The 26,648-nt window shown below is 61.7% G+C and carries 26 protein-coding genes; 16 read left to right on the top strand and 10 right to left on the bottom strand.

Annotated features, from left to right (window positions below; translation table 11 throughout):
* Nucleotides 1-32: 32 nt before the first annotated feature.
* The 6 genes from B0G77_RS03075 (at nt 33) to B0G77_RS03050 (ending at nt 6,648) form a co-directional block, all read left to right on the top strand.
* Nucleotides 33-1,412, top strand: coding sequence for a GH1 family beta-glucosidase (locus B0G77_RS03075; protein WP_133660791.1), 1,380 nt, complete (start codon nt 33-35; stop codon nt 1,410-1,412).
* Nucleotides 1,413-1,473: 61 nt separating this feature from the next.
* Entirely contained in the window at nt 1,474-2,715 is a 1,242-nt protein-coding gene (locus B0G77_RS03070) for an ABC transporter substrate-binding protein (protein ID WP_133660790.1), read from the top strand.
* 8 nt (nt 2,716-2,723) lie between these two features.
* Nucleotides 2,724-3,620 (top strand): sugar ABC transporter permease, encoded by an 897-nt coding sequence (locus B0G77_RS03065; protein WP_133660789.1) that lies wholly within the window; start codon nt 2,724-2,726, stop codon nt 3,618-3,620.
* Nucleotides 3,620-4,504: a carbohydrate ABC transporter permease gene (locus B0G77_RS03060; RefSeq protein WP_133660788.1), complete on the top strand. Its 885-nt coding sequence runs from the start codon at nt 3,620-3,622 to the stop codon at nt 4,502-4,504. Before B0G77_RS03065 ends, B0G77_RS03060 begins: the two co-directional genes overlap by 1 nt.
* Nucleotides 4,505-4,507: 3 nt before the next feature.
* A complete protein-coding gene (locus B0G77_RS03055; protein ID WP_133660787.1) occupies nt 4,508-5,590 on the top strand; it encodes an ABC transporter ATP-binding protein in 1,083 nt (360 codons plus the stop codon).
* Between the two features lie 44 nt (nt 5,591-5,634).
* A complete protein-coding gene (locus tag B0G77_RS03050; protein WP_133660786.1) occupies nt 5,635-6,648 on the top strand; it encodes a substrate-binding domain-containing protein in 1,014 nt (337 codons plus the stop codon).
* 86 nt (nt 6,649-6,734) lie between these two features.
* On the opposite strand, the gene adh is transcribed toward B0G77_RS03050, so the two are convergent.
* The gene (gene adh, locus B0G77_RS03045; RefSeq protein ID WP_133660785.1) at nt 6,735-8,255 is read right to left on the bottom strand and encodes an aldehyde dehydrogenase; all 1,521 of its coding nucleotides are present in this window, start codon (nt 8,253-8,255) and stop codon (nt 6,735-6,737) included.
* A 437-nt stretch (nt 8,256-8,692) separates the two neighbouring features.
* Here adh and B0G77_RS03040 point away from each other — a divergent pair, with 437 nt between their 5' ends.
* Together B0G77_RS03040 and B0G77_RS03035 are read left to right on the top strand one after the other, a co-directional pair.
* Nucleotides 8,693-10,420 carry a methanol/ethanol family PQQ-dependent dehydrogenase gene (locus tag B0G77_RS03040; protein WP_133660784.1) on the top strand — a complete coding sequence of 576 codons (1,728 nt, stop codon included), beginning with the start codon at nt 8,693-8,695 and terminating at the stop codon, nt 10,418-10,420.
* A 79-nt stretch (nt 10,421-10,499) separates the two neighbouring features.
* Nucleotides 10,500-11,735, top strand: coding sequence for a transporter substrate-binding domain-containing protein (locus B0G77_RS03035; protein WP_133660783.1), 1,236 nt, complete (start codon nt 10,500-10,502; stop codon nt 11,733-11,735).
* Between the two features lie 125 nt (nt 11,736-11,860).
* On the opposite strand, the gene pqqD is transcribed toward B0G77_RS03035, so the two are convergent.
* The 7 genes from pqqD to B0G77_RS03005 form a co-directional block, all read right to left on the bottom strand.
* Nucleotides 11,861-12,142, bottom strand: a complete 282-nt coding sequence (gene pqqD / locus B0G77_RS03030) for a pyrroloquinoline quinone biosynthesis peptide chaperone PqqD (protein WP_133660782.1) — start codon at nt 12,140-12,142, stop codon at nt 11,861-11,863.
* Between the two features lie 115 nt (nt 12,143-12,257).
* Entirely contained in the window at nt 12,258-12,332 is a 75-nt protein-coding gene (gene pqqA / locus B0G77_RS03025; RefSeq protein ID WP_133664020.1) for a pyrroloquinoline quinone precursor peptide PqqA, read from the bottom strand.
* A gap of 392 nt (nt 12,333-12,724) precedes the next feature.
* Nucleotides 12,725-14,059, bottom strand: coding sequence for an MFS transporter (locus B0G77_RS03020; RefSeq protein WP_133660781.1), 1,335 nt, complete (start codon nt 14,057-14,059; stop codon nt 12,725-12,727).
* A 355-nt stretch (nt 14,060-14,414) separates the two neighbouring features.
* Complete coding sequence (locus B0G77_RS45220; RefSeq protein ID WP_279571348.1) at nt 14,415-14,549, bottom strand: hypothetical protein; 135 nt, start codon at nt 14,547-14,549, stop codon at nt 14,415-14,417.
* A gap of 95 nt (nt 14,550-14,644) precedes the next feature.
* Nucleotides 14,645-15,562, bottom strand: a complete 918-nt coding sequence (locus tag B0G77_RS03015) for a LysR family transcriptional regulator (protein WP_133660780.1) — start codon at nt 15,560-15,562, stop codon at nt 14,645-14,647.
* An 88-nt stretch (nt 15,563-15,650) separates the two neighbouring features.
* A complete protein-coding gene (locus B0G77_RS03010) occupies nt 15,651-15,851 on the bottom strand; it encodes a hypothetical protein (protein WP_133660779.1) in 201 nt (66 codons plus the stop codon).
* Between the two features lie 264 nt (nt 15,852-16,115).
* Complete coding sequence (locus B0G77_RS03005; protein WP_133660778.1) at nt 16,116-16,370, bottom strand: hypothetical protein; 255 nt, start codon at nt 16,368-16,370, stop codon at nt 16,116-16,118.
* Between the two features lie 384 nt (nt 16,371-16,754).
* On the opposite strand from B0G77_RS03005, the gene B0G77_RS43060 reads away from it, so the two are divergent.
* Complete coding sequence (locus tag B0G77_RS43060; RefSeq protein WP_166656112.1) at nt 16,755-16,913, top strand: hypothetical protein; 159 nt, start codon at nt 16,755-16,757, stop codon at nt 16,911-16,913.
* 631 nt (nt 16,914-17,544) lie between these two features.
* On the opposite strand, the gene B0G77_RS03000 is transcribed toward B0G77_RS43060, so the two are convergent.
* Complete coding sequence (locus tag B0G77_RS03000) at nt 17,545-18,576, bottom strand: AraC family transcriptional regulator (RefSeq protein ID WP_133660777.1); 1,032 nt, start codon at nt 18,574-18,576, stop codon at nt 17,545-17,547.
* A gap of 141 nt (nt 18,577-18,717) precedes the next feature.
* Between B0G77_RS03000 and B0G77_RS02995 the strand changes: the two genes are divergently transcribed.
* The 7 genes from B0G77_RS02995 (at nt 18,718) to B0G77_RS02965 (ending at nt 25,526) form a co-directional block, all read left to right on the top strand.
* The gene (locus B0G77_RS02995) at nt 18,718-19,125 is read left to right on the top strand and encodes a carboxymuconolactone decarboxylase family protein (RefSeq protein ID WP_133660776.1); all 408 of its coding nucleotides are present in this window, start codon (nt 18,718-18,720) and stop codon (nt 19,123-19,125) included.
* Between the two features lie 43 nt (nt 19,126-19,168).
* Nucleotides 19,169-20,224, top strand: coding sequence for a 3-keto-5-aminohexanoate cleavage protein (locus B0G77_RS02990; RefSeq protein WP_133660775.1), 1,056 nt, complete (start codon nt 19,169-19,171; stop codon nt 20,222-20,224).
* 80 nt (nt 20,225-20,304) lie between these two features.
* Nucleotides 20,305-21,579, top strand: a complete 1,275-nt coding sequence (locus B0G77_RS02985) for an MFS transporter (protein ID WP_243750917.1) — start codon at nt 20,305-20,307, stop codon at nt 21,577-21,579.
* A gap of 5 nt (nt 21,580-21,584) precedes the next feature.
* Complete coding sequence (locus B0G77_RS02980; RefSeq protein WP_133660774.1) at nt 21,585-22,421, top strand: SDR family NAD(P)-dependent oxidoreductase; 837 nt, start codon at nt 21,585-21,587, stop codon at nt 22,419-22,421.
* 13 nt (nt 22,422-22,434) lie between these two features.
* Entirely contained in the window at nt 22,435-22,668 is a 234-nt protein-coding gene (locus B0G77_RS02975) for a DUF1289 domain-containing protein (protein ID WP_133660773.1), read from the top strand.
* Entirely contained in the window at nt 22,665-24,305 is a 1,641-nt protein-coding gene (locus B0G77_RS02970; protein ID WP_133660772.1) for a 3-(methylthio)propionyl-CoA ligase, read from the top strand. The genes B0G77_RS02975 and B0G77_RS02970 overlap by 4 nt, the downstream gene beginning before the upstream one ends.
* Nucleotides 24,306-24,380: 75 nt before the next feature.
* Nucleotides 24,381-25,526 carry a porin gene (locus B0G77_RS02965; protein WP_133660771.1) on the top strand — a complete coding sequence of 382 codons (1,146 nt, stop codon included), beginning with the start codon at nt 24,381-24,383 and terminating at the stop codon, nt 25,524-25,526.
* 654 nt (nt 25,527-26,180) lie between these two features.
* Here the strand turns inward: B0G77_RS02965 and B0G77_RS02960 are convergent.
* Nucleotides 26,181-26,369 (bottom strand): hypothetical protein, encoded by a 189-nt coding sequence (locus B0G77_RS02960; RefSeq protein ID WP_102636823.1) that lies wholly within the window; start codon nt 26,367-26,369, stop codon nt 26,181-26,183.
* Between the last annotated feature and the right edge of the window lie 279 nt (nt 26,370-26,648).

The raw sequence follows: 26,648 nt of genomic DNA, 5'->3' as shown, positions 1-26,648 counted from the left end.
GCTCGTTCAACGGTTTTGCGTGAGGAAAACTCGTGGCTAACGACGTATCCGCTTTGCCTGTCGACCCGTTTTCGCCGCCGGCCGACTCCGCGCTCTGGCGCAAAGATTTCCTGCTCGGCGCCGCGACGGCGGCCTATCAGATCGAAGGCGCCGCCAATGAAGATGGCCGCCTGCCGTCGATCTGGGACACGTTCTCCGCAACGCCTGGCAAGGTGCTGGCCGGTGACACGGGCGCTGTTGCCTGCGACCACTACCATCGCTGGGAATCCGACCTCGATCTGCTGTCGGCACTGAATGTCGACGGCTACCGGCTGTCGATTGCCTGGCCGCGCGTGATGGACGCAGCAGGCCGGCCGAACCAGATGGGTCTCGATTTCTATAAACGTCTGCTTGGCCGCCTGAAAGAGAAGGGCCTCAAGACTTTTGTCACGCTGTATCACTGGGACCTGCCGCAGCATCTCGAAGATCGCGGCGGCTGGCTCAATCGCGACATCGTGTACCGCTTCGCCGACTATGCCGATCTGATGAGCCGCGAACTGGCGGGCCAGGTCGATGCATGGGCGACCCTCAATGAGCCGTGGTGTTCGGCGTATCTCGGCTATGGCAATGGCCATCACGCGCCGGGCCTCGCGAACGGGCGTTTCGCAACGCAGGCGATGCATCATCTGCTGCTCGCGCACGGCAGCGCGATCCCGGTGTTGAGGGCGAACGATCCCGCCTCGAAGAAGGGCATCGTCGCGAACGTCGGCCGCGGCACGGCGAATTCGGATAGCGAAGCCGATCGACGTGCGGCGCATCTCTTCGAGGTTCAGCACAACGCGTGGATTCTCGATCCGCTCTTCAAAGACGCGTATCCCGAGGATCTTTTCGAATTGTGGCCCGGCACCGATCCGCTGGTGCTGGAAGGCGACATGCGGAAGATCGCCGAGCCGCTCGATTTCCTTGGCATCAACTATTATTTCCGCACGAATGTGAAGAGCGACGGGGCGCACGGCTTTGTTGAAGTGCCGCTGGCGGGCGTCGAGCGCACGCAGATGGGCTGGGAGGTGTATCCCGATGGTCTGCGTGACCTGCTGATCGGGTTTAATCGTACCTACGCCAGCTTGCCGCCGATCTACATCACCGAAAACGGCATGGCGTCGGACGACAAGGTGATCGACGGCCGCGTCGACGATCCGCAGCGTATCTCGTTCCTGAAGCGCCACCTTACCGCCGTCGACGCGGCGATCAAGGCGGGGGTCGATATCCGCGGCTATTTCGTGTGGTCGCTGATGGATAACTTCGAATGGGCGTTTGGCTATGAGCGGCGCTTTGGCGTCGTGCACGTCGATTACGACACGCAGAAGCGCACCCTCAAGCACAGCGCTGAACTGATCGCAAAGTTTCTGACAGAGCGCAACGCACGCTCCTGAGTTCACTGGTTTTTCCCTGTATCGGTCTGCAAACACAGGCGTGAAGCCTGGAGGAGACGGAATGAACAGCAAGAGAAAGATCGTGACCTGCATGGTCGCAGCGCTGGTGATGAACGGCCTCGTCGCGCACGCGGCCGAGCCGTTGAAGGCGAACGTGATTCACTGGTGGACCTCGGGCGGCGAGTCTGCCGCGATCCGCCAGTTTGCGGACGCCTACAACAAGGCCGGCGGGCAGTGGGTCGACAACGCGGTGGCCGGCGCCGACCAGGCGCGCTCGACGGCGATCAACCGCATCGTCGGCGGCGATCCACCGACGGCCGCGCAGTTCAACACATCGAAGCAGTTTCACGACCTGATCGATCAGGGCCTGCTGAACAACGTCGATGCCGTGGCTGCGAAGGAGAACTGGAGCGGCATCTTTCCGGAATCGATCCTGAACAGCATCAAGGTGAATGGGCACTATTACGCCGCGCCAGTCGACATTCACATGCAGAACTGGTTTTTCTATTCGAAGCCAGCGTTCCAGAAAGCCGGCATTGCGGGAGAACCCAAGACCTTCGATGAATTCTTCGGCGACCTCGACAAGCTCAAGGCGGCGGGCCTGATCCCGCTCGCGCTTGGCGGTCAGGCCTGGCAGGAGAAGATCACGTTCGACGCGGTGCTTTCCTATGTCGGCGGCACGGATCTGTACCTGAAGGTGTATCGGGACCGCGACGCGAACGCCGTGAAATCGCCTGCGTTCAGGAACGTGCTGACCACCTTCAAGCGTCTGCACAACTACGTCGATCCGGGTTCGCCTAACCGCAACTGGAACGATGCGACGGCGCTGGTGATTTCGGGCAAGGCCGGCGTGCAGATCATGGGCGACTGGGCCAAGGGCGAGTTCTCCGCGGCGAAGCAGGAGCCGGGCAAGGACTTCGGCTGCTTCCCGGGCTTCGGTGCGCATTCGCCGTACATGGTCGCGGGCGATGTCTTCGTGTTCCCGAAAACGGACAATGCCGCCGCCATCAAGGCGCAGAACCTGCTCGCGACCGTCATGACGTCGCCGGAAGCGCAGGTCGCGTTCAGCGCGAAGAAGGGCTCGATTCCGATCCGCCCGGATGTCGACACGTCGAGCCTCGACGTCTGCGCGAAAGAGGGCATTGCGATCATGAAGGACAAGTCGCGCCAGCTGCCTAATCCGGAAATGCTGATTCCGCCGGACGTGCAAGGCGCGTTGCAGGACGTGATCACCAACTTCTGGAACAAGGACCAGTCGGCCGACGATGCGCAAAAGGCGTTTGCCAGCGCGCTGAAAGGATGAGCGTAGCGATGCGCGCGCTCCCGTTGCGACGCAGGCGGTTTCCGCTGACTGCCTGGGTCGCGATGATGCCGATGCTGTTGACGGTCGTCTTCGCGTATCTCGGCACGATGTTGTGGACCGCACGGGTCTCGCTCAGCAATTCGCGGACGTTCCCTTCCGGCGACTTTGCGGGCGCGCTGCAGTACGCGCGGCTTTTCCACAACGACCGCTGGCTGCTGTCGCTGCAGAACATCGTGATCTATGGTGCGTGCTTCATTGTCGCGTGCATGGTGATTGGTTTGTTGCTGGCGATCTTCATCGATCAGCGCGTGGTGGCGGAAGGCGCGTTGCGCACGGTGTTCCTGTATCCGTATGCCATGTCGTTCGTCGCAACGGGCCTCGTGTGGCAGTGGATCCTGAACCCGCAGCTCGGCGTGCAGGCGGTGCTGCACAGGATGGGCTTCGAGCATGTGCGCTTCGACTGGATCATCGATCAGGACTGGGTGATCTACACGATCGTCGTCGCCACGGTGTGGCAGGCGTCGGGGCTCGTGATGGCGCTGCTGCTGGCGGGCCTGCGCGGTATCGACGACGAGATCTGGAAAGCCGCGCGCATCGACGGCATTCCGCGCTGGCGGGTCTACGCGAGTATCGTCGTGCCGATGCTGGGGCCATCGCTGTCGACTGCGTTCGTGCTGCTGTTCGTGATGGTCGTGAAGCTCTATGACGCTGTCGTCGCGATGACGCAGGGCGGTCCCGGCACCGCCAGCGAAGTGCCCGCGAAGTTCATCATGGACTATCTGTTCGGACGCGCGAATATCGGACTGGCATCGGCTGCATCGATCGTGCTTCTTGCGACCGTGCTCGCGATTCTTGCGCCGTTCTTCTATGTCCGCAGCCGCGCCGCGTTGCGAAAGGACGTGTGATGAACACGCCTCGCTCTCCTGCCAAGAGGCGCTCGCATTTCACGCCGGCGCGTATCGGCGTGTACGCGTTTCTGCTGACCGCCGCGTTGTTTTTTCTACTGCCGCTCTATGCAATGCTCGTGACGTCGGTCAAGCCGATGGCCGAAATCCGGCTGGGTAACTTGCTGTCGCTGCCGGTGCACTTCACGCTTGAACCGTGGAGCACGGCCTGGCAGTCCGCGTGTACAGGGCTCGATTGCGATGGCATTCAGGTCGGTTTCTGGAATTCGGTGCGTATCGTCGTACCGAGTACGATCCTGTCGATCCTGATCGGCGCGATCAATGGGTACGCGCTATCGTTCTGGCGTCCGCGCGGCGCGGGCGCGCTCTTCGCGATCCTGTTGGTCGGTGCGTTCATTCCGGTTCAGGTGATGGTGTATCCGCTGGTGCGCGTGCTTGCCAGCGTGCATCTCTTCAGTTCGCTGCCAGGCATCGTGGTCATTCATACGATCTTCGGCATGCCGGTGATGACGCTCCTGTTCCGCAACTATTACGCGTCGATTCCGCTCGAGCTGTTCAAGGCGGCGCGCATCGACGGCGGCGGCTTCTGGCGCATCTTTCTGCAACTGATGCTGCCGATGTCGGTGCCGATCATCGTTGTCGCGGTCATCATGCAGGTGACGGGCATCTGGAACGACTTCATACTCGGGCTGGTGTTCGCCGGCACGAAGAACCTGCCGATGACGGTGCAGCTGAACAACATCATCAACACGACAACCGGCGAGCGGCTCTACAACGTGAACATGGCAGCGACGATCCTCACGTCGATGGTGCCGCTCGCGATCTACTTCATCTCGGGCCGCTGGTTTGTACGCGGCATTGCTTCCGGCGCGGTCAAGGGCTAACGCATGTCCAACGTTTCGAATGTGTCGATCCGCAATCTCAGGATCCAGCTGGGTGCGAATACCGTCATCGAAGCGCTCGATCTCGAAGTCGAGCCCGGCGAATTTCTCGTGCTGCTCGGCCCTTCCGGATGCGGCAAGTCCACGCTCCTGCATAGCATCGCCGGCCTGATCGACGTCAGCGACGGCAGCATCGAAATCGGCGGGCAGGATATGACGTGGGCCGATCCGAAGGATCGTCGCATTGCCCTCGTATTCCAGTCGTATGCGCTCTATCCGACGATGAACGTCAAGCGCAATCTGTCGTTCGCGTTGCGGATCAACGGCACGCCGAAAGCGGAAATCGAACGGCGTGTTACGCGGGCGGCGGACATGCTGCAACTCGGACCGCTGCTGAAGCGCCGGCCAGCGCAACTGTCGGGCGGACAGCGTCAACGGGTGGCGATCGGCCGTGCGATCGTGCGCGAGGCCGATGTGTTTCTGTTCGACGAGCCGCTGTCGAACCTCGACGCGAAGTTGCGCACCGAACTGCGCCGCGAGTTGAAACATCTGCACCGGCAACTCGGCGCGACGATGATCTATGTGACGCACGATCAGGTCGAAGCGATGACGCTCGCGACCCGCATGGCCGTGATGCGCGGCGGCGTGATCCAGCAGATCGGCACGCCCGCGCAGATCTACGCGAAGCCAGTGAACCTGTTCGTTGCGACGTTTCTCGGCTCGCCGCCGATGAATCTGCTGAAGGGGCACCTGGAGCGGCGCGAAGACGGCGTGTGGTTTCGCCATCCGCATTTCGAACTCGACGTGTCGCACTATCCGTTCAGGACGCTGCCCGACGTGAATACCGCCTGCGTGCTGGGCATCCGTCCGGAGGACGTGAAGGTTGGCGCAGGTCGTGCGTATCAGGGAACGGTTTCGCTGGTCGAGCCGATGGGCAACCATCGCGTCATGTGGGTCGATTATCATGGCGCCCAGATCGCATCGATCGTGCAGGACAAGATCTCGATCGCAGTAGACGAAGTCGCAGCGTTCTCACTCGATGGCGAGCACGTGTCGCTGTTCGACGAGGCAGGCGGCGCGCGTCTTTAGCGGTATCTCGCCGCATTGAGTGCACCTGGATCAACGGAGAATACGTGACCACCCTGAAAGACGTCGCGGCACTGGCCGGCGTGGGTATGTCGACGGCATCGCGGGTAATTTCCGGCAAAGGCCCGGTATCGGCCGACGCCGCTGCGCGGGTGCAGGCAGCGATCGAGCAGCTGAACTTCCGCCCGTCGTCGATCGGCCGCGCGATGGCAACGCAGTCGCTCGGCATGATCGGCCTCTTCGTGCCGACGTTTTTCGGCTCGTATTACGGCACGATCCTGAAGCAGACCGATACCGAACTGCGCGAGGTCAACCGCCACGTGGTGGTCGCGACCGGCTGCGGCGAGTCGTCGCCGCGCGAACTGGCGATCGAGGCGGTGCGCTTTCTGATCGCGCGCGATTGCGACGGGGTGGTGGTGGTCAGCCACGATCTGCATGACGAAGATCTGGTGATGCTGCATCGGATGCATCCGAAGATCGCGTTTCTGAACCGCGCGTTCGACGAGTTGCCGGAGGCGTCGTTTTGCGCGGACCATCATCGCGGCGGCGTGCTTGCCGCGCGCACACTGATCGAGCACGGGCATTGCGATATCGCCGTGATTTCTGGGCCGTCTACGGCTTCGGATAACGTCGCGCGGATCGACGGCTTTTTCGCCGAGCTGGCGCGGCATGGAATCGATCGGGCGTCGGTGCCGTTTGTCGAATCGGATTTCTCGCATGAGGGTGGCTACGCCGGCGTGCAGACGCTGCTCGATTCGAAGCGACGCTTCACGGGTCTCTTTTGCGCCAACGACACCATGGCTGTCAGCGCGCTGTCGCGTCTGCAGCAGGCGGGCATTTCGGTGCCGGACGACGTGTCCGTGATCGGCTACGACGACGACTATTCCGCAGCCTACACCGCGCCCGCGCTGACTTCGGTACATATTCCAACCGCCGAACTGACGCAGAATGCCGTTCGCTGGCTGGTGAACCAGTGCTACGGCACATCGTGGGACATTCTCCGCGACTTTCCATTGACGGTGACGATGCGGGCATCGGTCGCAGCGCCGCCGCAGGTCTGACGCGCGTGGTGCGTCATGGCTGCCATGACGCACCGTCCGGACGGGCCAGCCGACGCTGGCCGTTGGCAGTTGCAGGCGCAGCAGGTTCAGAAGAAGCCGAGCGGCTTGTCGCTGTAGCTGACGAGGAGGTTCTTCGTTTGCTGGTAGTGGTCGAGCATCATCCTGTGGTTCTCGCGACCGATGCCCGACTGCTTGTAGCCGCCGAATGCCGCGTGCGCGGGATACGCGTGATAGCAGTTGGTCCACACGCGCCCGGCCTGGATCTGCCGGCCGAAGCGATAGGCGCGCGTGCCGTCGCGGGTCCAGACGCCGGCGCCGAGACCGTAGAGCGTGTCGTTGGCGATCTCCAGCGCTTCTTCCTCGGTCTTGAAGGTCGTCACGGAAACGACCGGTCCGAAGATCTCTTCCTGGAAGATGCGCATCTTGTTGTGGCCGCGGAACACGGTCGGCTTCACGTAGTAGCCCTTGCTCAGCTCACCGGCCAGCGTGGTGCGCTCCCCACCGATCAGGCATTGCGCGCCTTCCTGCCTGCCAAGATCGACATACGAGAGGATCTTCTCGAGCTGCTCCTGTGAAGCCTGCGCGCCGATCATCGTCTTCGTGTCGAGCGGATGCCCCTGCGTGATGGCGGCCACCCGCTTGAGCGCGCGTTCCATGAAGCGGTCGTAGATCTTTTCGTCGATCAGCACGCGCGACGGGCATGTGCACACTTCACCCTGATTCAGCGCGAACATCGCGAAGCCTTCGAGCGCCTTGTCGAAGTAGCTGTCGTCGTGGTCGATCACGTCGGCAAAGAAGATGTTCGGGCTCTTGCCGCCGAGTTCGAGCGTCACCGGAATGATGTTCTGGCTCGCGTACTGCATGATCAGACGGCCGGTCGTCGTTTCACCGGTGAAGGCGATCTTGGCGATGCGCCGGCTCGACGCGAGCGGCTTGCCGGCTTCCAGGCCAAAGCCGTTGACGATGTTCACCACGCCCGGGGGCAGCAGGTCGTGGATGACCTCCATCAGCACGAGAATCGACGCCGGAGTCTGCTCGGCGGGCTTGAGCACGACGCAGTTGCCGGCGGCCAGCGCGGGCGCGAGCTTCCACACCGCCATCAGGATCGGGAAATTCCACGGAATGATCTGGCCGACCACGCCGAGCGGCTCATGGAAGTGATACGCCACCGTGTCGTCGTCGATCTCGGAGATCGAACCTTCCTGCGCACGCACACAGCCCGCGAAGTAGCGGAAGTGATCGATGGCGAGCGGGATGTCGGCGGCCATCGTTTCGCGCAGCGGCTTGCCGTTGTCGATGGTTTCCGCGACGGCGATACGCTGCAGGTTCGCTTCCATGCGATCGGCGATGCGGTTCAGGATGTTCGCGCGATCGGTGGTCGAGGTCTTGCCCCAGGCGACCTTCGCACGATGTGCGGCGTCGAGCGCGAGTTCGATATCGGCTTCGCGTGAACGGGGAATCGACGTGAACGGCTCGCCGGTGATCGGCGAGAGGTTGTCGAAGTATTCGCCACCGACGGGCGCCACCCATTCGCCACCGATGAAATTGCCATACTGCTTTTTGTACGGGAATTCGACGTTGAGAAACTGCATGTCTGCGTGATTCATGCCTGACTCCTCCAGTAATTGTGTGACTGATGCGATGGGGCGCAAACCGGTTGCATGAAACAGGCTCGCCGCGCGGATGCGCTTCATCGTGAGTCCACAGTCAGCGAGAACCGTGCCATTCGAGAACGAGCCGACGAGGCAAAGGCCGTCCTGAGCAGATCAGGTCAGATGGCTTTCGGAAGGACTGCGCAGCGACGTGTCAGGTGTCTTCTTTAGCAACACAAACGGCGTGCGATGTATCAAGGTGCAACACCGTGACGGCGGCTACGGTCGCTGGATAACGGTCGCGTCGCCCCTTCCTTCGACGGCGGCCCGCCTCGAAGCCGTAGCGACACAAATGGCACGCGATTTGCCTTGATGGGTGCGCAGCCATGCTGCGAAAGACCAGACGAGGGCGCCGCACGGCATCGCGTCAACAACTCAACAGGGAGACAAGCATGAAAGCACGTTCAGCTTCGATGACGCGAAAGAGGGCGCTTGCGATGAGCATCGCCGTCGCGGCCGGTCTGGCGCCCGGATCGGCCGTATTTGCAGACGCCTATCCGCCCGTTACCTACGAGCGACTGAGCTCTGCGCAGGCGGACCCCGGCTGGCTCACGTACTACCGCACCTATAACGGCCAGGCGCATTCGCCGCTCAAGGAAGTCAACACGTCCAACGTGAAGGATCTCAAGCAGGTGTGGAGCTACAAATTTCCCGCCGATCTGCAACAGGGTTTCGAAGCAACGCCGATCGTTAACGGGCGCTTCCTGTTCGTGACCACACCCAAGGACAACGTCTACGCATTCGATGCGACGACGGGCAAGCAGTTGTGGAAATACGAGCCCAATCTCGGCCCGGAATCGTACAAGACCGCCTGCTGCGACGTGATCAATCGCGGTGTGGCGCTGTATGGGAAGAACGTCTATGTCGCGATGCTGAGTGGCGAGGTTGCGGCGCTGGATGCGCAGACCGGCGCAGTCGTGTGGAAGAAACAGATGTTCGAGCCGGGCATCGGTTACGCGTTCTCGCTCGCGCCGCTCGCCCTTGACGGCGCGCTGGTCGTCGGCAGTGCAGGCGGCGAGTATGGTGCGCGCGGCTTTATCGCCGCACTGAATCCCGACAATGGCAACGTGCTCTGGAAGCGCTTCACGATACCCGGAGCGAACGAGAAACACGGCGACACATGGCCCAAGGGCATGCAGGAGCACGGCGGCGCGCCGGCGTGGCTCACGGGCACCTACGATCCCGCATCGAAGACGCTGTACTGGGGCGTGGGCAATCCGGGGCCGTGGCTTGCGGACCTGCGTCCGGGCGACAACCTGTATTCCGATTCGCTGCTCGCGCTCGATCCAAAAACGGGCGATCTCAAATGGCACTACCAGTACACCAGACACGACAGCTGGGACTATGACGGCGTCAATACCCCCGTCCTCGCGAACATCAAGTACCAGAACAAGGACTACGACGCGATCATTCACGCAGACCGCAACGGCTTCTTTCACGCGATCGATCGCACCAACGGCAAGCTGATCTATGCAAAGCCGTTCGTGAAGGCCACGTCGGTGACGGGCTATACCAGCGAAGGCGCGCCGATCCAGGACGACTCGAAGTATCCGAAAGCCGGCACGACGATCGAGACGTGTCCGAGCTTCCTCGGCGGCAAGAACTGGTGGTCGGTTTCGTACGATCCTGAGAAGCATCTCGCGATCGTGCCGACACTGCACGCGTGCATGTCGCTGTCGGGCAAGTCGGTGAACTACATGGAGGGCTTGCCGTATCTCGGCGAAGGCTTCGAGATCAAGCCCGAACCTGGCAGCAAAGGCTACGGCGAGTTGCAGGCAATCGACGTGAACACGGGCGAGAAGGTCTGGAGTCACTGGTCCAAACTGCCGTGGAACGGCGGTGTCGCGACCACTGCGGGTGGCGTCGCGTTTAGCGGATCGCTCGACGGCCACCTCTATGCCTTCGATGAAACCACCGGCAAGGTCCTCTGGCAAAGCCCGAAGCTGGCCAGCGGCGTCATCGCGCAGCCGTCGGTGTTCGAAATCGACGGCAAGGAGTATGTCGCGATTCTCGCGGGCTACGGCGGCGCCAATCCTATCTGGGGCGGCCCGATGGCAAAGGTGGCGGAGAAGGTGCCGCGCGGCGGCACGCTCTACGTATTCGCGCTCAACCACGGCTGATTTTTGCGGCATGGCCACGGTGCCGCAGTCGCGCAAGCGGATAGGCCGTGGCAGCCGGGCTTACATCGGAAGCGTTGTCATGAAAACACCACTCAGATTCATTGCATGGGCCAGCCTCGCCATGGCGGGCGTCCCGTTTGCATCAGGCGTAGCGACCGCGGGCGTGCGCGTCTGCACCTTTCCCGGCAGCCCGTCGACAGTGCTCGATCAGGCCGTCGCACGCGAAGCCTTCAAGACGGCGGGCATTGCGGCTTCGCTTGCTGCGGGCGGCTTTGACGGCAGCGACGACGACGGCGTCTCGGTCAAGGAACTCAACGAGGCGCTGCGACACAGTTGCGACGTGATCGCGGGATTTCCGCGCTCGACGGTCGCGGATGGCTCGGGCAGCAAGCTGTTGTTCTCTCGTGGCTATCTGCGCTCAGGCTACGTAAGCGTGACGAAGAAGAATCCCTCTGCGGCGCAGACAGCCGCTAATGTGGTCGCCGCCACGTATGCGAGCCCGGCGCAGTTGATCGCCGTGCAGCAACGCGACGTCACGCTTGATATCGAGAACACACCGGAGCTTACCGTCGATGCGGTCGTCAAAGGGCATGCACGGAGTGCGATCGTCTGGTATCCGGCAGTGGTGGCTTATACGGCAAAGCATCCACAGCAACAGTTCGACGTGGCAGGCTCCACGTCGCCGTACGCAGACTGGCATCTTGTGTTTGCCTTCGGCGCAAACGGCACGGCGATGCGGCAACGCATCGATACCGCGCTGGACAGAATGGCCTCGGACGGCCGGTTAGCTGAACTCACACGCAAATGGGCACTGCCCGAATCAACGCAGGCAGCCCAACCTTCGCAGCCTTCATTTGCGTACCGCGACGGACCGGCATCCGGCCGTGTGAGTGCGTTGCGCGCGCAACTGGCGAGTGCGGCGGGCCGGCAGCATGGCGGGTTTATCAAGGTCGACTCAAGCTCGTCTGCCGACGCGCCGTCGTTCGACAGCGCCCAGGTAGCGCATGGCAAGAGTCTCTATTCGGGATCGTGCGCGAAGTGCCACGGCGCGGAGCTTCAGGGGGTCAACGCGCCGGCGCTGAAGGGGCCAGCTTTTGCACCTGCAGCGAATGCGCATCTGACTATCGGCGGCGTGTTCGGCTATATGGCTTCCAACATGCCGGCCGATCGTCCCGGCAAGATGAAACCGCAGGACTACGCGGACATCATGTCGTTTCTTTTGTACTCCAACGGCTATCGGGCCAGCAGTGCGAAGCTGACCGCAGACAGTGCCCGTGCATCTTCGACGCCGCTCAACGCGGGTACGTCGCACTAGTGGAAGGCGGAGTACCTGCCGCATGTCGCGGTTGGGTACTTCGCGCAGCGGTAATTCAAGGCTGGACTGTCAGGCGCGTTTGCCTTGCCGGATGTTACGGGAGGGTCAACGCGCCGCTTTGCTTGTCATTCCAGCCAGCCGCGCTGGCGTGCGTGATCGAGAAAGCGGTAAACATCGGCGGCTAGATCGGAGGCGCCGAACAGGTCTTCGAGTTCATCGATGATGTCGTCGAGCTCGCGCGTACCGTCGCAACGCGCGAGTATTTCGCCGGCGCTCGGATTGAGGTTGATCGATCCCTGGGGATAGAGGAGCACGTAGCCATCCTGCACGAATTCCCGGTGCAGCCGGAACATGGTTCGCAGACGCGGGCGCTGACTCGTGTTGCTGTCGTTGTTCGGCGAGTTCATACGGGGTACGCCTTGTCGATAGACCTGCATGTTGGCAAGGGGCATCGCGCCTGAAGTGTCAGGACGCCGCTACGTCCGATAAGGCACACGTAGCGGCGACGCTCGCGTTACTACGTCAACGTGTCGCGATGTACATCGTGATCTCGAAGCCGAAGCGAAGGTCGGTGTACGTAGGGGTGGTCCACTGCATGACTGTCTCCTTGGTGAAGTGCGTGTATGACGGACCGCATGTGAAGAGCGGCCGACGCTTTAAACGCAAGCTCTGTGCCGAGGGGCAAAGCACCCAGGGTAGAACAGCATGCGGCCATTCGATCGCGCCACGGATTCTTGCGATGAGATGGCGCTGCGCTGAAAGTGCCGGCGCGAGGAGAGGAGAACCGTCGCGGGTTGTTGCGCAATGACGCAGGGGTGCCCAAAAACTGAACAGTAGTGAAACAGCCCTGCAGGTTGGATGATTCCAAGGTAAAACGTTGAACGTGGTCTGAGCGAACAGCCAGAACGTGACGACTGCGAGCACGATTCCTGCGATGAGCCTGTCGCCGCCCGCGTATCCATTGCTTGAACAGGCCATTCTTGTTCTCCTCATTTTCGAGCGGCGGTACCGCGACATTTCTCCGGCGAAGGCTGCCCTGCAAGGCGGCGATAGAGGACCAGGGTAGCGCCAAGCCCGCATACCGCCGCGAACGTCAGCCAGTAGCCGGGGGCAGCCTTGTCACCGGTAACCTCGATGAGGTAGGTCGATATCGCGGGCGTAAATCCGCCGAACACCGCCGTGGCAAGACTGAATGCCAGCGAGAATCCCGCCACGCGGATATTGACGGGCATGACTTCGGTCAGCGCAGCTTGCATCGCGCCGTTGTACATGCCGAAGAAGAACGACAGCCAGAGCAGCACGATCAGCATGCGGCCGAAGCTCGGCGCCGCCGCGAGCCAGGCGAGCGCGGGATACGACGTGCAAATGGCAAGTACCGTGATCCCGATCAGCAGGGGTCGTCGCCCCACGCGATCGGAGATCGCACCGCCGATGGGTAACCAGACGAAGTTCGAGATGCCGACGCATAGCGTCACCATCAGACTGTCCGCAGTGGTCAGCTTCAGCACCGCCTTGCCGAAGGTCGGCGTGTAGACGGTGATCAAATAGAACGTCGTCGTGGTCATCGCCACCAGCAACATGCCGGCCAGGACGAGCTTCCAGTTCCGCAGCAATGTGCGGAACACTTCCGGCGCGGCCGGGTGATGCACGCGCGCCTTGAACGCTTCCGTCTCCTGCAGCGAGCGCCGCAAGACAAAGAGGAGCGGCACGATCGCGCAGCCGATGAAAAACGGAATACGCCAGCCCCATGCGCCAATATCGCGCGCCGTCATCGAGCTGTTGAGCGCATAGCCGAGCGCCGCGGCGGCCACGATGGCGACCTGCTGGCTCGCCGATTGCCAGCTCGTATAAAAGCCCTTGCGGCCCGGCGTCGCTATCTCCGAGAGATAGACCGATACGCCGCCGAGCTCGGCGCCGGCCGAGAACCCCTGCAACAGCCGGCCGATCAGCACGAGCACCGGTGCGACGAGGCCGATCGTCGCGTACCCCGGCACGCATGCGATCAGGATTGTGCCGCTTGCCATGATCGAGAGCGTCACGATGAGCCCCTTGCGGCGCCCTACTTCGTCGATGTATGCGCCGAGGAAGATCGCGCCGAGCGGCCGCATCAGAAAGCCGGCGCCGAACACGGCGAACGTCAGCATCAGCGAAACGAACTCGCTGCCTGCCGGAAAGAATACCTTCGAGATGTACGTCGCATAAAACCCGAACAGAAAGAAGTCGAACTGCTCGAGGCAATTGCCGCTCGTTACACGCAAGACCGCGGCGGCCAGCGACGCGCGCGAGGGAGCCGCCGTTGCGATGGCCGATGTGGACGGGTTCACGCTGACGTCTCCTTCAGTTTCGATATATTTCTATGGCGGTACGGCCCGCCAGGCCGTGCTTGTCAGTCCAGGTCAGTCCGAGCCCAATTGCGGGCCGCTCGTTTGACGTTTCTCGATTGGCGCTTTCAACAAGGATGCCTTGGCATCGAATGCAGGTTCGGCTCGTAACCCGAACCTGAGCGTTGGGATTCACCACCCGAAACAAGGGTTGGGCGGGAACGCGTATGCAGGACTGACATAGGCAGCGAGGCCGCCGCCCAGGAACGCGACTGCCAGCAGGGACATGATCAGGCGTTTGGTTTTGCTCATAGGACCCTCCATACGGTAGAAGGGTGGCGGCCCGGGGATCCGGCCGCTACCGGTGATAAACCTCGTCGGGCAGGAACGCGCAAGCGGGACTGACCGTGGCAGCGAGGCCGCCGGCCTCGCGCGCCATGAGCGCCCCGCAGAGCGCCGCATTGCCTCCACCGATGACAAGAACGTCAACCATTTGAGTTTGTCTCCTTTGATACGAACTCTATTAGTCGACGGTCCAGGCCGCCATCGGCAAAGCGGTAACAGGTCTTAAGTTTTCGTGAAGACGATCTAACGCAAGGTCGCGCCTGACCAGCGGCCTTCGGCAACAAGCGCTCGCGCCACATCGGCGAGCACGACGCGCGCCGCCAGTCCCGCGGGCGACAGTTCGTCGTCGGACACGCTGACAATCAGATTGGGCCTGATCGCATCGGCTTCCGCAATCTGCACGCTTGCAAGCGAAGCGTTCCCGGCACGGGCAAGCGCGGCGCCGGGCTGTATGGTGGCACCGAGACCGCCGCGCACGGCATCCATCAACATGGCGAGACCGTCCACTTCGGCTACGATGCGAGGTTCGCATCTCGCACGCTTGAACGAAGCATCAAGCAGCGGCCTGAGCCCGTGCGGGCCGCTGGGCACGATGAGCGGCAGCTCGCCGAGCTCGGCGAGGCGCACGTCCGGTCCCTCAGGCATGCCTCGAAGATCAGGGTTGCCGATCACGAACAAGCGTTCGTCGAGCAACGGCATGACGCTCCAGCGTTGCGCGGGCTCTTCAAACAGAATGGCCAGGTCGATCTGCCTTGCCCCGAGCATCGAACCGAGATGGCCGGACAGGCTCTCCACCATCCGCAAGCGCACATCGGGATAGCGCTCACGCATCGCCTTCATGAAGGCGAGACCGAGCACGCCGGTCGTGCTCGGCGCCAATCCGACGCTGACATGGCCAGAGAGCCGCGCTTCGCGTGCCGCAAGCACGGCATCGTCGGCGTGACGCAGTGCAAGCTGCGCCTGCCGCCAGAACGCGAGCCCCGCATCGGTCGGCACGACGCCGCTGGACGTGCGTTGCAGCAGGCGCGTCGACAGCTCGCTCTCGAGCCGGCTGATCTGCTGACTCAATGCCGATGTGGCGACGCCGAGCTCCAAGGCAGCCTTGCCCATGCTGCCATGCTCGACGACGCAGACGAAATATCGCAACTGCCGCAGTTCCACCGATTCCCCGTGCGATAAGCCATGCGTCGCATTTTCGCAGGAAGTGGGAAAACACGCGACCAGTACTCCCGGCCCCCGTCGGATCCGCTCACGGCGAAGCCGAGGGTTGTTCACGGAAAGCCGCAGCCACGATCCGGAGTGCTTCCCGGTTCTTCGCATCGGTCAGAATCGAATAAAGCACGATCGACGAGCCTGCCGCTATCCATCGCATGCGATCCACGAGACGCACTCGCTCGCGCAACGCTTCCCAGACATGCGCAGCGGGTTCATTCCGGTAATGCACTACCATCTCAAAACCTTCCTCGCGCTGCACAACATGCTCGGCGCTGCAGACGACCAAGCGCCGCAACGCGGGCCACGAGAGGTGCGAATGTCCTCGAACGACCCGAGGACGAAACCGCTCGCGCGGTATTGGGGCTCGCACCTTTATTGATCCACGCTCGCCTCGATCTGCCGATGCGCAAGATTCTGATTCCGCATTAGACCAAGCCTTTCACGTACGTCTGAATCAGCACCGCCCGGTGCCCATCTGTCAAATACCGCGATTGCCTCGCTAGCCCCTTTGGATAGTTGCCCGTACTTGATCTTCGAATCCGGTCAGCGTCATGTTGCTCTGTTGACGTAGCGTGCCCATGCGGTCAGCGACGAGCGCATCGATGAATTCGTTGTCGCCAATCGCGGCGATCACGAGTTTGAGTCGAACCGAATCCTTCTGACCGTCCCAGACTCGCATCAGCGCAAGCAGAACCTTGCGCCGGAGCGCGGTTCGGATCGCAAGGAACGCATGCGATGCATACGACGCGCCCATATGGGGCATTGCTTACGTGGTCGGCAGCGCTCGCAAAGTGCACTAAAAATGTAAGGCGTTTGGCTAAATGTGAGCAACGGCGTTTGAAGCATGCATGCAATACAGCTGCATGACGGCAAACCTCACCGATATGGTCAGCGAACCGTTGCAAAAAAGCGTCATCCTTCCGCCGAAAAGGGCCTATAAAACGCCGCTTTTCATCGCACACCGCCTCGGCAGCCTTGCAGGACGGGCGCATCGAAAAAATTACCGATTTCGCCGAGGTTAAGTAGGGTTTTCCTGATCTAACAAGTCGTTACAATGGCGGCGATCGTAACAAGGTATCGACATAGCAAACGCAATAGTAGGAAGGAATGAGCAGGGTGACGCAACCGGGAGATGTAATTGGCTGAGCTTTTGAGTGTTTTGGTTCGGCTCACCGTCGCGTTTGGGTTCGCGGTGGCCCTGATAACCGCATTCGTGTCGGGCGCCGAGGCGCTGGTGTGCATGCTGGGCCGTCGAAATGCGCTCCGCCGCAACCTGCGTCGCTATCGGCGCAGCTGACCTTCCTTAACATGCGCCGCTGAACGCGGGAAATAGCACGTATAAATGATGCGCGGTGATTCGTCGTGTTCGGGCAAACCCATAACAGCATGGGTTCTGATCTACCCAACGCGGTTCTCATGTAGAACGTCTATCCGTTTGCCGTCCCCCTTTCTGCTGCCCGAACGGAGCCTTCGTATTGCAGGGAAACGGAATTAGTGAGACTGCCTGGATTCGGGAGTATGGCAGCCGGGCCGGGGACCGACTGCTGACGACCCATTATAGCGGTCCCACAGCATATCGTCCAAGTAATGGCCGTTTTCAGAGTCAAACGGTCGTCCGTATATCGCCGCGCGATCGGCCGAGTTGCATTGACTACGACCACCGGCTTTCGCGAGACTGGCCATTCATCGCTGTACGACGCGGACATCGAGAGCCCATTCAGCGTCGTATATTTGCCCCCCGATACGATAAGCGGTTGTTCTAGAGGCCAGTGGCGATGGTCCTCGGCTTAGGGTTGATGTCATGTCCGCTGTACAACTGGCACGCTCTATCAACAACACAAAGCCAGAACAGCCTGATGCAACTGATCTTGAGGACTTTGCGCTCAAATGCAGTCAGGTATACCGAGGGCTTTGTTTGAAGGGTGCCTCTAGGCGGACGCATCGCGGGCGCCCGCATTTCGTTGTGCGTTTTTGCGGCGCCACGTTGAAACGCTGCAACCGAAACGGCCGCCGAACCAGCGGGAAAACGCGCTGAGCGACGAGAAGCCCACCAACGCCGCGACTTCGGACAACGGCCGGTCGTCGCTATCGACATAACGCATCACCAGTTCGACACGCACCGTATCGACAATCGACAGGTAGCTGTCGCCGTGCTGCGCGAGATGACGATGTATGGTCCTGCGATCCACGCCCAGGTGCTGCGCTATCCGGTCGACCGAACAGGTGCCGGACGGCAGCAGCGCGACGACCATTTTCCGGACCTTGTCGGACGTTGTCGCGTTGGCCTGAAGCAGCATCGAATCCAGATATCGGCGCACCTGCTGCGCCATGACCGGATCGTAAGCAGGAATGGCGGCGTCGAGATCGGCTGCGAGGCACACGATGCCGTCGAAATCCTGGTTGAACTCGACCGGAGCGCCAAATACACGCGTGTGCATGGCGAGGCTGGCTGGGGCACTGTGCGTGAAACAGATGGTGCGGGGCTTCCAGGTCGCGCCGAGCACCATGCTCAGCACCCGGTACAACACGGCGAGCACCAACTCCGTTGCCTGGCGCATCGAGCCGGGCACAACGCCCATGAGGTCTTCGCGGATGATGGCGAGTCCTTCCGTTTCCTCGATGCGCATGACGACCGCTTCGTTCTGTAGCCTCAGGTAGTGCGCCATCGATCCGAGCGCGCGGCGCAACGTCGGCTGCTCACGCATCGCGAAACCAAGCGGACCCAGGTTGTAGAGCTGGCGCGTTTCGGCCATGCGAAGTCCGAAATCCTCGATCGCGCCGGCCCGTGCCGATCTCTCCAGCAACCTCGCTACCGCCTCGGCCGGAATCATGATGTCGGGGTCCAGCAGCACAGACCGATTGATCCCGGCATCGCTCAGCTTGCGATAGGGATCGAGGCCCACCGATCGCGCCACTTCGACGTAATTGGTCAGGGCCGCGCTGCGAAGCAGATAGGACATATGGTTTTCCCCGTTGTCCCAAAATGTAAATTATTTGTCTCAAGTTGTCAAACGGCAATTTGCCAGTAGCTGATACTTGTCTCCAGAGACGCGACGCACCACCGCACCGCGCGATTCGAGACTGTTGAGGAGACGAAACAAATGAGCAATGAGACGGGCAGCAGCGTGACACCAATTTGCGATCAACTGCGTGCCACGGGCACCTGGAATCCTGCCTGGGACGCCTTTGCCGAACTCGATCCCGTCTGGGCCGAGAAATTCATGGCGATGGGCATGCACACCGTGATGTCGGGCGTGCTGGAACCGAAGGTGCTGGAATTCCTTGCCATCGCCGTCGACGCGTCCTGCACGCATATGTATGCGCCGGGCACACGCCGTCACATCCGCCGCGCGCTCGAACTGGGCGCCACCAGGGAAGAGATCGCTGCGGTCCTGCAGGCGGTCAGCGTCCTGGGCATTCATTCCTCCAGCCTCGGCGCGCCGATCCTGCTGGAAGAACTGGCCGCCTTCGAGAAGGCAAACGCCGATGCTGCGCAGGCCGCTGCCTGACCAGCGCCGTCACTCCACAAATTTTCAAAGAGGAACACACATCATGCATTTCCTGGACGACTCCCTGCTGCCTGAAAATCAGGAAAAACTCGTGATTCAGGTCGCGCCCTACGGACCGCAATGGATCCCCGGCGATTCGGACGATATTCCGGTCACGATGGACGAGCAGGTCCAGAAAGCCGTCGACTGCTACAACGCGGGCGCGACCGTGCTGCACGTGCACGTGCGCGAAGAGGACGGCAAGGGCAGCAAGCGCCTGTCGAAGTTCAACGAGATGCTGGCGCGCCTGCGCGACGCGGTGCCGAACATGGTGCTGCAGGTCGGCGGCTCGATCTCGTTCGCGCCGGAGAATGAAGGCGAAGCCGCCAAATGGCAGAACGACGATACGCGTCATATGCTCGCGGAGCTGGACCCGCGGCCGGATCAGGTCACCGTCGCGATCAATACCAGCCAGATGAACGTAATGGAACTGATGACCGAAGCTGACATCGCGGGCACGTCGCTCATGAATCCGGCGCTTCAGGCGGCTTATCGCGACATGATCGTGCCGTCCAATCCGTCGTGGCACGTCGAGCACATCAGGCGCCTCGTCGCAAACGGTATCCAGCCGCAGTTCATGCTGGGGAATCTGGCGCAACTGGAAACGCTCGAGCGCCTGATCCGCAACGGCGCGTATAGCGGTCCACTGAACCTCAATTACGTGGCAATCGGTGGCGGTGCGGCCGGGCTGCATCCCGCCGACATGATCGAGTTCGCCCGCCGTACGCCGGACGGCGCGGTGCTCACGTTCGAAACGCTGAACCGCAATGTCGTGCCGATGAATACGCTGGCCATTGCCCTGGGCCTGCACGTACGGGTCGGTATCGAAGACACGCTGTTCGGTCCCAACGGCGAACGGGCGACTTCGGTGCAGCAGATCCAGAAGATGGTGCGCATTGCGCGTGAGCTCAACCGCGATATCGCGAGCGGCGAAGACGCACACCGTATCTATCAGACCGGCACGCAATGGGGTTCGGTCGATGAGACGCTGGACAACTTGCGCATGCCGCCAAACAGGACAATCGGTCAATGCGACGTGCCGGCGCGCAAGGTCGCCTGATCGGGATAAAGAGGCGGCCTGCGGCAGCGTATCGCATCCTGCCTCGCTTGCAATGAATCCCTCAGGCATGGAGACAGATGATGTTCTGGAAGAAAAGCCCCCCTGCAGTTCTGGTGTCGCTCATGGTGATTCATCTGCTGGCGCACATCGACCGCAATATGCTGCTCGGTTTCTCGCCGCAGATTGTCAAAGATCTGGCGCTCAGCAATGCGCAATACGGCTTTCTGGTCGGCGCAGTATGGGTGATGAGCTTCGGCGTGATGGCGATGGTGATGGGTTCCCTTGCGGATCGCTTCAGCCGTCCACGGGTCATCGCCGCCGGCGTGCTGATCTGGAGCGCGTGCACGCTGGCCTCGGGCCACGCGCAGACCTTCGAGCAACTGGCGGTCGCGCGCTTCTTCGTGGCCAGCGGCGAGGCGGCACTGGTACCTGCTGCTGCGGCCCTGCTCACGGAACTCTTCTCCGAGAAGAAGCGCGGCACCGCCATGGGGTTGTTCTTCATGGGGATTCCTTTAGGTGTCGGCTGCAGCTTCCTGCTCGCCGGCAGCTTCGGCGCCACGCATGGCTGGCGGATCACATTCTATGTGCTGGGCATCCTCGGCATTGCCATCGCGTTGCCGCTGGGGCTTCTGAAGGAAGACCGCAGCAAGCTCGCACCGCAGGAGCGCGGCGCTCCCTTCGTTCCGCAGACGCTGGCGGTGATGCGTACGGTCAGCAGCGATCGTGCGCTGTGCTTCACGATCGTCGGCTTTGTGCTGGTCCACCTGGTGTTTGCCAGCTTCTCGTTCACGCAGCTATGGCTCGTCAACGAGCGTGGTATGAACTCAGCCGGCATTGCGACCCGGATCGGCGCGCTGCAACTGGCGTTCGGCACGCTTGGCGCGCTGGTGGGCGGTGTCATAGCCGATCGCCTTGCTGCGAAATTGCGGGGAGGACGCGCGAGCTTCATGGCGCTGCTCGTCGTGCTCTGCGCGCCGATGATGCTGGCGTACCGTTTCGTGCCGGCCGGTTCGCCGCTGTTCTACATCGGCATGTGCGCCGGATTCTTCCTGCCGCTGGCGGTGTATGGCCCGGCTGCTGCTGCCATCACGAGCATGGCGCCGCAGAAAATGCGCTCGACGATCTTCGGTTTCACGATGCTGTCGATCAATGTATTCGCTTTCGCCATTGGCAACGTCGTTGTCGGCATGGTCGCCGACCATTTCATCAAGGCCGGGGCCAGCGCTCCTCTAACAGGCGTGCTGATCGCCACCGACGTGCTGGCGATCAGCTCAGCCCTGTTCTTCGCACTCGCGGCACGCGCCACAGGCAAGCAGCGCGCGGTTGCGATGAAAAACGTACAACCTGCGAGGTAATCAAGATGCAAAACCAACCTCAGAATCTGGAAGGGCGTGTAGCCCTCGTTACCGGCGCCGGTCGCGGCATGGGCGGTGCCATCGCCGTCGACCTGGCCCGCGCTGGTGCACGGGTCGCGATCTGCGACATCGACATGCCGGCCCTCGAAGAAACGCGCGCCGCAGTGGAAGCAGCCGGTGCCTCGTGTCTGGCGCTACGCTGCGATGTGTCGTCCAGCAGCGAAGTCGCCAACCTGTTCGCCGCGATCGCCGAGCGCTTCGGCACCTTGCACATTCTCGTCAACAACGCCGCGCTTGTGCCGAACACGCCGATCGATACGGAGCGCCGCAACAGGCATTACGCCTATATCACCACGCCCATGCCGCGGCAGTCGCTGGGTTTCACCAGCAGCATCAGCGACGAAGAGTGGCATCGCTACTGGGACGTGAATGTGCACGGCCTCTTTTATTGCACCCGCGAAGCGCTGAAGTTGATGGAGCCGCAGCGCGACGGCAAGATCGTCAACATCGCATCGATTGCCGGCATCTCGGCTATGAGCGCGCATAGCCCGCATTACAGCGCCACCAAGGGAGCCGTGGTCGCCTTCACGAAGTCGGTTGCGGCCGAAGTGGCCGGTGCCAATGTCTTCGTGAATGCGATGGCACCGGGCGGCGTGGCCACGCCGGAATTCACGAAGTACTTCGAGGCCGCCGGTGAGGAAAAGCGCAACCAGTTCTGGCAGCTCGTGCCGGCCGGGCGCCTCGGCACGATGCAGGAATACGCATCGATCGTGACCTACCTGTGCGGCGATCACTACCTCGTCGGCCAGGTGCTCAGCCCGAACGGCGGTGCCGTGATTTGACCGCAAGAGCCGCATGACCCCAAGCGAAGCCGTTGGAAATCCCTGCATCAATCTTTGCAGGATGGACCAGAACGATAAGTTATGCCAGGGATGCTGGAGAACGCCGGTCGAAATCGGCCTCTGGGACCAGATGACTGACCAGCGAAAAGCCGAGCTTGCAGAACTGCTTGAGCACCGTCGAAGCTTAAGGGTGTCGACGGTGGCGTCACCCTGCGACCCTGTTTCAGAGAATGGACTGCCGAAATGAACGGTTTGATGCTGCAAAAGCAGTTGCTGATTTCCTCGCTGATCGTGCACGCCGATCGCCATCATGGCGATACGGAGATCGTGTCACGCCGGGTCGAGGGTGACATCCATCGCTACACCTTCCGCGACTGTCACCGCCGCGCCCGGCAGATGGCCAATGCGCTGACCCGTCTCGGCGTCAAGGAGTCCGACCGCATCGGCACGCTGGCGTGGAACGGCTATCGCCACATGGAGCTGTACTACAGCATATCCGGCATGGGCGCAGTGATGCATACGATCAATCCGCGCCTGCACGCAGACCAGATCGCCTACATCATCGACCATGCGGAGGACCAGTATCTGTTCTTCGACCTGACGTTCCTGCCACTGGTCAAGGCCATTGCCGCCCGCTGCAAGACGGTCAAGGCGTTCATCGCGATGACCGACCTCGCACATATGCCGCGGGATACTGGCATCGTCAACCTGCTGTGCTACGAGGATCTGCTTGAGCGGAGTTCCGCCACTTACGCGTGGCCGAACTTCGACGAGGATTCCGCCTGTACGCTGTGCTACACGTCGGGCACGACGGGAAACCCGAAGGGCGTGCTGTACTCCCATCGCTCGGCGCTGCTGCACACCTATGCCGCAGCCTTGCCGGATGCGCTGAACTGCTCGGCGCGCGACGTGATCCTGCCGGTGGTGCCGATGTTCCATGTCAACGCCTGGGGCCTCCCGTACGTCGCGTGCATGGTCGGGGCCAAGCTGGTTTTCCCCGGTCCCGGGCTGGATGGCGAATCGCTGCACGAGCTTCTTGAAGCCGAGCAGGTGACATTTGCGGCCGGCGTGCCAACCGTATGGCAAGGCCTGCTGACCCACCTCGAACAGGCCGGCCTGAAGTTCTCGACCCTGAAGCGCACCGTCGTTGGCGGCGCAGCCTGTCCGCCCGCCATGCTGCACAGGTTTCAGGATGGCTACGGCGTTGAGGTATTGCACGCGTGGGGCATGACCGAACTGAGTCCGCTCGGGACGGTCGGCGCACTGAAACAGAAACACCTGGCGATGCGCCCGGAAGACCGTTGCGCTGTGCAGTCGAAGCAAGGTCGTGCCGTGTTTGGCGTCGATATGAAAATTATCGGCGCAGACGGTCAGGAACTGCCATGGGATGGCGCGACTTCAGGCGACCTGCTGGTGCGCGGCCCATGGGTGGTGCGCAACTACTTCCGGAACGAGGGCGGCAACCCGCTGCGCATCGATGCCGATACGCATGGCTGGTTCCCGACCGGCGATGTCGCGACCATCGATGCTGACGGCTTCATGCAGATCACGGATCGCAGCAAGGACGTGATCAAGTCCGGCGGCGAGTGGATCAGCTCGATCGAAATCGAGAACATTGCAGCGGCGCACCCCGCGATAGCGAGTGCGGCCTGCATTGCGGCAAGGCATCCGAAGTGGGATGAGCGGCCGCTGCTAGTCGCCGTGAAAGTGCCCGATGCACAGGTGACGGCAGAGCAATTGCTGGCGTTCCTCGAAGGAAAAATCGCGAAGTGGTGGACCCCCGACGCCGTCGTATTTGTCGATGCGGTGCCCCTGGGCGCCACCGGCAAGGTGCTGAAAAACCAGCTGCGCGAAGAGTTTCAGGACTATCTGCTGCCCTCGTGAACGGGCAGGCCTGTTGTGTTGAGCATGGACGTAGGTCGTTACGGGTTGTTTTAGAGCTATAAAACTGGAGACGCAATGAAACTGAAATGGGTAGCGGCGGCCGCGTTGGCTGCAGTCGGCGGCACGGCGCACGCGCAATCATCGGTGACGCTGTATGGCGTCACCGATTCGGGGCTGTTATATCAAAGCACGGCGGCGGCCTCGTTTAATCCTAAAGCGCCCAACCTGGGCGCGGTATATCGCTACAAGGATGGCGGTATCTACTCGAGTATCTGGGGCATGAAGGGTACCGAGGATATTGGCGGTGGCTATCACGTCAACTTCAGGCTGCAAGGGTCGTTCGACAGCGGCACGGGCAAGTTTGGTCTCGCCGATACGGCGGGCGCCACTGCAATCTTCAACCAGGTGGCGACTGTCGGCGTGTCCAGCCCGTTCGGCTCCGTCACAGCCGGGCGGCAGATCGTGCCGATGGCCTACGCCATGGCTGAGACCGACGTTCGTTCGGCGAATTACTTCGGCAGCATCCTGACCGCGTGGATCGGCATGAACACCGCGGCAGGATGGCCCGGCACCAGCACCAACGGGCCGATCGGCGCGCTGTACGACAGCAATGCGATCGTCTATGAGTCGCCGAAATTCCACGGCGCGAGCGCTTTGCTCGAATACGCGCCCGGCGGCGTCGCGGGGAGCTTCCAGGGCGGCACGCGTGAGTCGGCGGTGCTGAAGTACTCGAACTATGGGCTTAACCTGTCCGCCGTGTACTACAGCGGACATGACACCAACCCTGGTCCGACGAGCATCGCCACCGGTCTCCAGAACAACCGCTTCTGGTATCTTGGGGCGAAATATACGACGCTCAATGGCATCTCGATGTCCGCGTCGTACAGCAACGGCGCGAACCCGGCTGCGAAGAGCGCATCGAATCCTTTTGGTGGCACGAGCCTTGACATGTATTCAGCCGGTCTCGGCTATCAGGTGTCGGCCGCATTGAAGGTCACCAGCGGCGTCTACTACCTGAAGGACAGGAACAACTCGGACAACAAATCGCTCGAGGTGGCCGGGGGCGCGGAGTACAGCCTGTCCAAGAGTACGGTGGTCTACGGCCAGGTGGGTTGGGTCAATAACCATGGCGATATGACCCAGACGATTGCGTACGGCCAGCCAGCCGCGCCAGGAATGGGGACCACGGCGGTCATGCTGGGCATGCGTCACGCGTTCTGAGCGTCGCGGAGATCGGGTCACGCCTATGGATGACCGCTGTACCTGGGAAGTCGTCCCAGGCGCTGCACGAAGACGAGCGACAGGGGTTCGGTTGACTACGACCCCGAAACCCGCCATTCAACGAGCGCAAGTCACAAGCCGCGCAGATGACCGATATGGCTGACGAAGGTGCGCTCGTCTTCGCTAATCGGATGAGCGGAAGCAGAGCGGAGCCGACGTCTGAACGTCCGATCGACGGGATGAGTGAATGACGTTTCATGGCCGCACTGAGACAAAGCAGCGCCGTGCTCACGAGGCGCGCGAGACCGTGGCGGCCGCCCAGTGGCGGTATTCACCACGCCACGGAAACGGCGGTGGGGTGTTGGGTGAATAGCCAGGGTGACGGGTCTCCTTGCGCCCCACTCTCTACCGCAAGTTATGAAGGGCTTGCGGCGCTTCTGAGAGCGTTCGTGGAAGACGGTTCGTCGTTCGCGGCCATGAGCCCGTGATGAAGGCGATCAACGCGCGCGTTGACCGTATCGTGCGAATCTCGATGCGCAACGCAGGCCCATTCGCAGATGATTTTGGACGCAGTCAACCGGAGCACCATATCGCATGGCGCCAGCGAAATTGGCAGTGGCCTCCCTCGCTGAGCGCCCAGCAGCGGACTCCGCGTCAGTGTCTGATAACGCAGACGGCCACGATTTCGTATCCGGGGTCAGCGTGCTCGTTCGCCGCTTTTTCCGCTTCCTCATACGAAAGAAAGGACGTGGCATTTTCAATCGCCGATGCCATGCCGATGTCGCCGTCCTCGGCGGTGCAGAGGAACTGCTCACCGGTCTTCACCACATAGACGGACATCATGTCACCCTCCATGGTTTGCATGGGTAGCTTCCAGCCTAGCAGGCCGGAAGGGTTGCGGGCGGTTCGCTGAGTCGCTTCCGTAATGTCTCCCCCGGAGGCATTCCCGCCTCGATTGTCCGTGCGTCATTCCACGATTCCGTACGCAACCCGGCAGTCAAATGCCTGCGACGAACGTCGGGCAACTGTCGACGAGAATGTATTGGCAAATCCAGTTCCGGACGATTCAGCATCTCCCGTTATCGCAATTACGTTAAAGGCTGTCCGTCGCGCGCCAAAGGG

Source organism: Paraburkholderia sp. BL10I2N1 (assembly GCF_004361815.1).
Lineage (GTDB): Bacteria > Pseudomonadota > Gammaproteobacteria > Burkholderiales > Burkholderiaceae > Paraburkholderia.
This window is presented reverse-complemented; position numbering and strand designations above follow the sequence as displayed.

What these genes read in the sequence shown, in the direction of transcription:
- B0G77_RS03055 (WP_133660787.1), top strand. Translation starts at nt 4,508, where the DNA reads ATGTCCAACGTTTCGAATGTGTCGATCCGCAATCTCAGGATCCAGCTG.
- B0G77_RS02965 (WP_133660771.1), top strand. Translation starts at nt 24,381, where the DNA reads ATGAAACTGAAATGGGTAGCGGCGGCCGCGTTGGCTGCAGTCGGCGGC.
- B0G77_RS03065 (WP_133660789.1), top strand. Translation starts at nt 2,724, where the DNA reads ATGCGCGCGCTCCCGTTGCGACGCAGGCGGTTTCCGCTGACTGCCTGG.
- B0G77_RS02960 (WP_102636823.1), bottom strand. Translation starts at nt 26,369, where the DNA reads ATGATGTCCGTCTATGTGGTGAAGACCGGTGAGCAGTTCCTCTGCACC.
- adh (WP_133660785.1), bottom strand. Translation starts at nt 8,255, where the DNA reads ATGAATCACGCAGACATGCAGTTTCTCAACGTCGAATTCCCGTACAAA.
- B0G77_RS03005 (WP_133660778.1), bottom strand. Translation starts at nt 16,370, where the DNA reads ATGGGCGCGTCGTATGCATCGCATGCGTTCCTTGCGATCCGAACCGCG.
- B0G77_RS03035 (WP_133660783.1), top strand. Translation starts at nt 10,500, where the DNA reads ATGAAAACACCACTCAGATTCATTGCATGGGCCAGCCTCGCCATGGCG.
- B0G77_RS03000 (WP_133660777.1), bottom strand. Translation starts at nt 18,576, where the DNA reads ATGTCCTATCTGCTTCGCAGCGCGGCCCTGACCAATTACGTCGAAGTG.
- B0G77_RS02995 (WP_133660776.1), top strand. Translation starts at nt 18,718, where the DNA reads ATGAGCAATGAGACGGGCAGCAGCGTGACACCAATTTGCGATCAACTG.
- B0G77_RS02990 (WP_133660775.1), top strand. Translation starts at nt 19,169, where the DNA reads ATGCATTTCCTGGACGACTCCCTGCTGCCTGAAAATCAGGAAAAACTC.
- B0G77_RS02975 (WP_133660773.1), top strand. Translation starts at nt 22,435, where the DNA reads ATGACCCCAAGCGAAGCCGTTGGAAATCCCTGCATCAATCTTTGCAGG.
- B0G77_RS03010 (WP_133660779.1), bottom strand. Translation starts at nt 15,851, where the DNA reads ATGGTAGTGCATTACCGGAATGAACCCGCTGCGCATGTCTGGGAAGCG.
- pqqD (WP_133660782.1), bottom strand. Translation starts at nt 12,142, where the DNA reads ATGAACTCGCCGAACAACGACAGCAACACGAGTCAGCGCCCGCGTCTG.
- B0G77_RS03040 (WP_133660784.1), top strand. Translation starts at nt 8,693, where the DNA reads ATGAAAGCACGTTCAGCTTCGATGACGCGAAAGAGGGCGCTTGCGATG.
- B0G77_RS45220 (WP_279571348.1), bottom strand. Translation starts at nt 14,549, where the DNA reads ATGGTTGACGTTCTTGTCATCGGTGGAGGCAATGCGGCGCTCTGCGGG.
- B0G77_RS02970 (WP_133660772.1), top strand. Translation starts at nt 22,665, where the DNA reads ATGAACGGTTTGATGCTGCAAAAGCAGTTGCTGATTTCCTCGCTGATC.
- B0G77_RS03060 (WP_133660788.1), top strand. Translation starts at nt 3,620, where the DNA reads ATGAACACGCCTCGCTCTCCTGCCAAGAGGCGCTCGCATTTCACGCCG.
- B0G77_RS02985 (WP_243750917.1), top strand. Translation starts at nt 20,305, where the DNA reads ATGTTCTGGAAGAAAAGCCCCCCTGCAGTTCTGGTGTCGCTCATGGTG.
- B0G77_RS02980 (WP_133660774.1), top strand. Translation starts at nt 21,585, where the DNA reads ATGCAAAACCAACCTCAGAATCTGGAAGGGCGTGTAGCCCTCGTTACC.
- B0G77_RS03070 (WP_133660790.1), top strand. Translation starts at nt 1,474, where the DNA reads ATGAACAGCAAGAGAAAGATCGTGACCTGCATGGTCGCAGCGCTGGTG.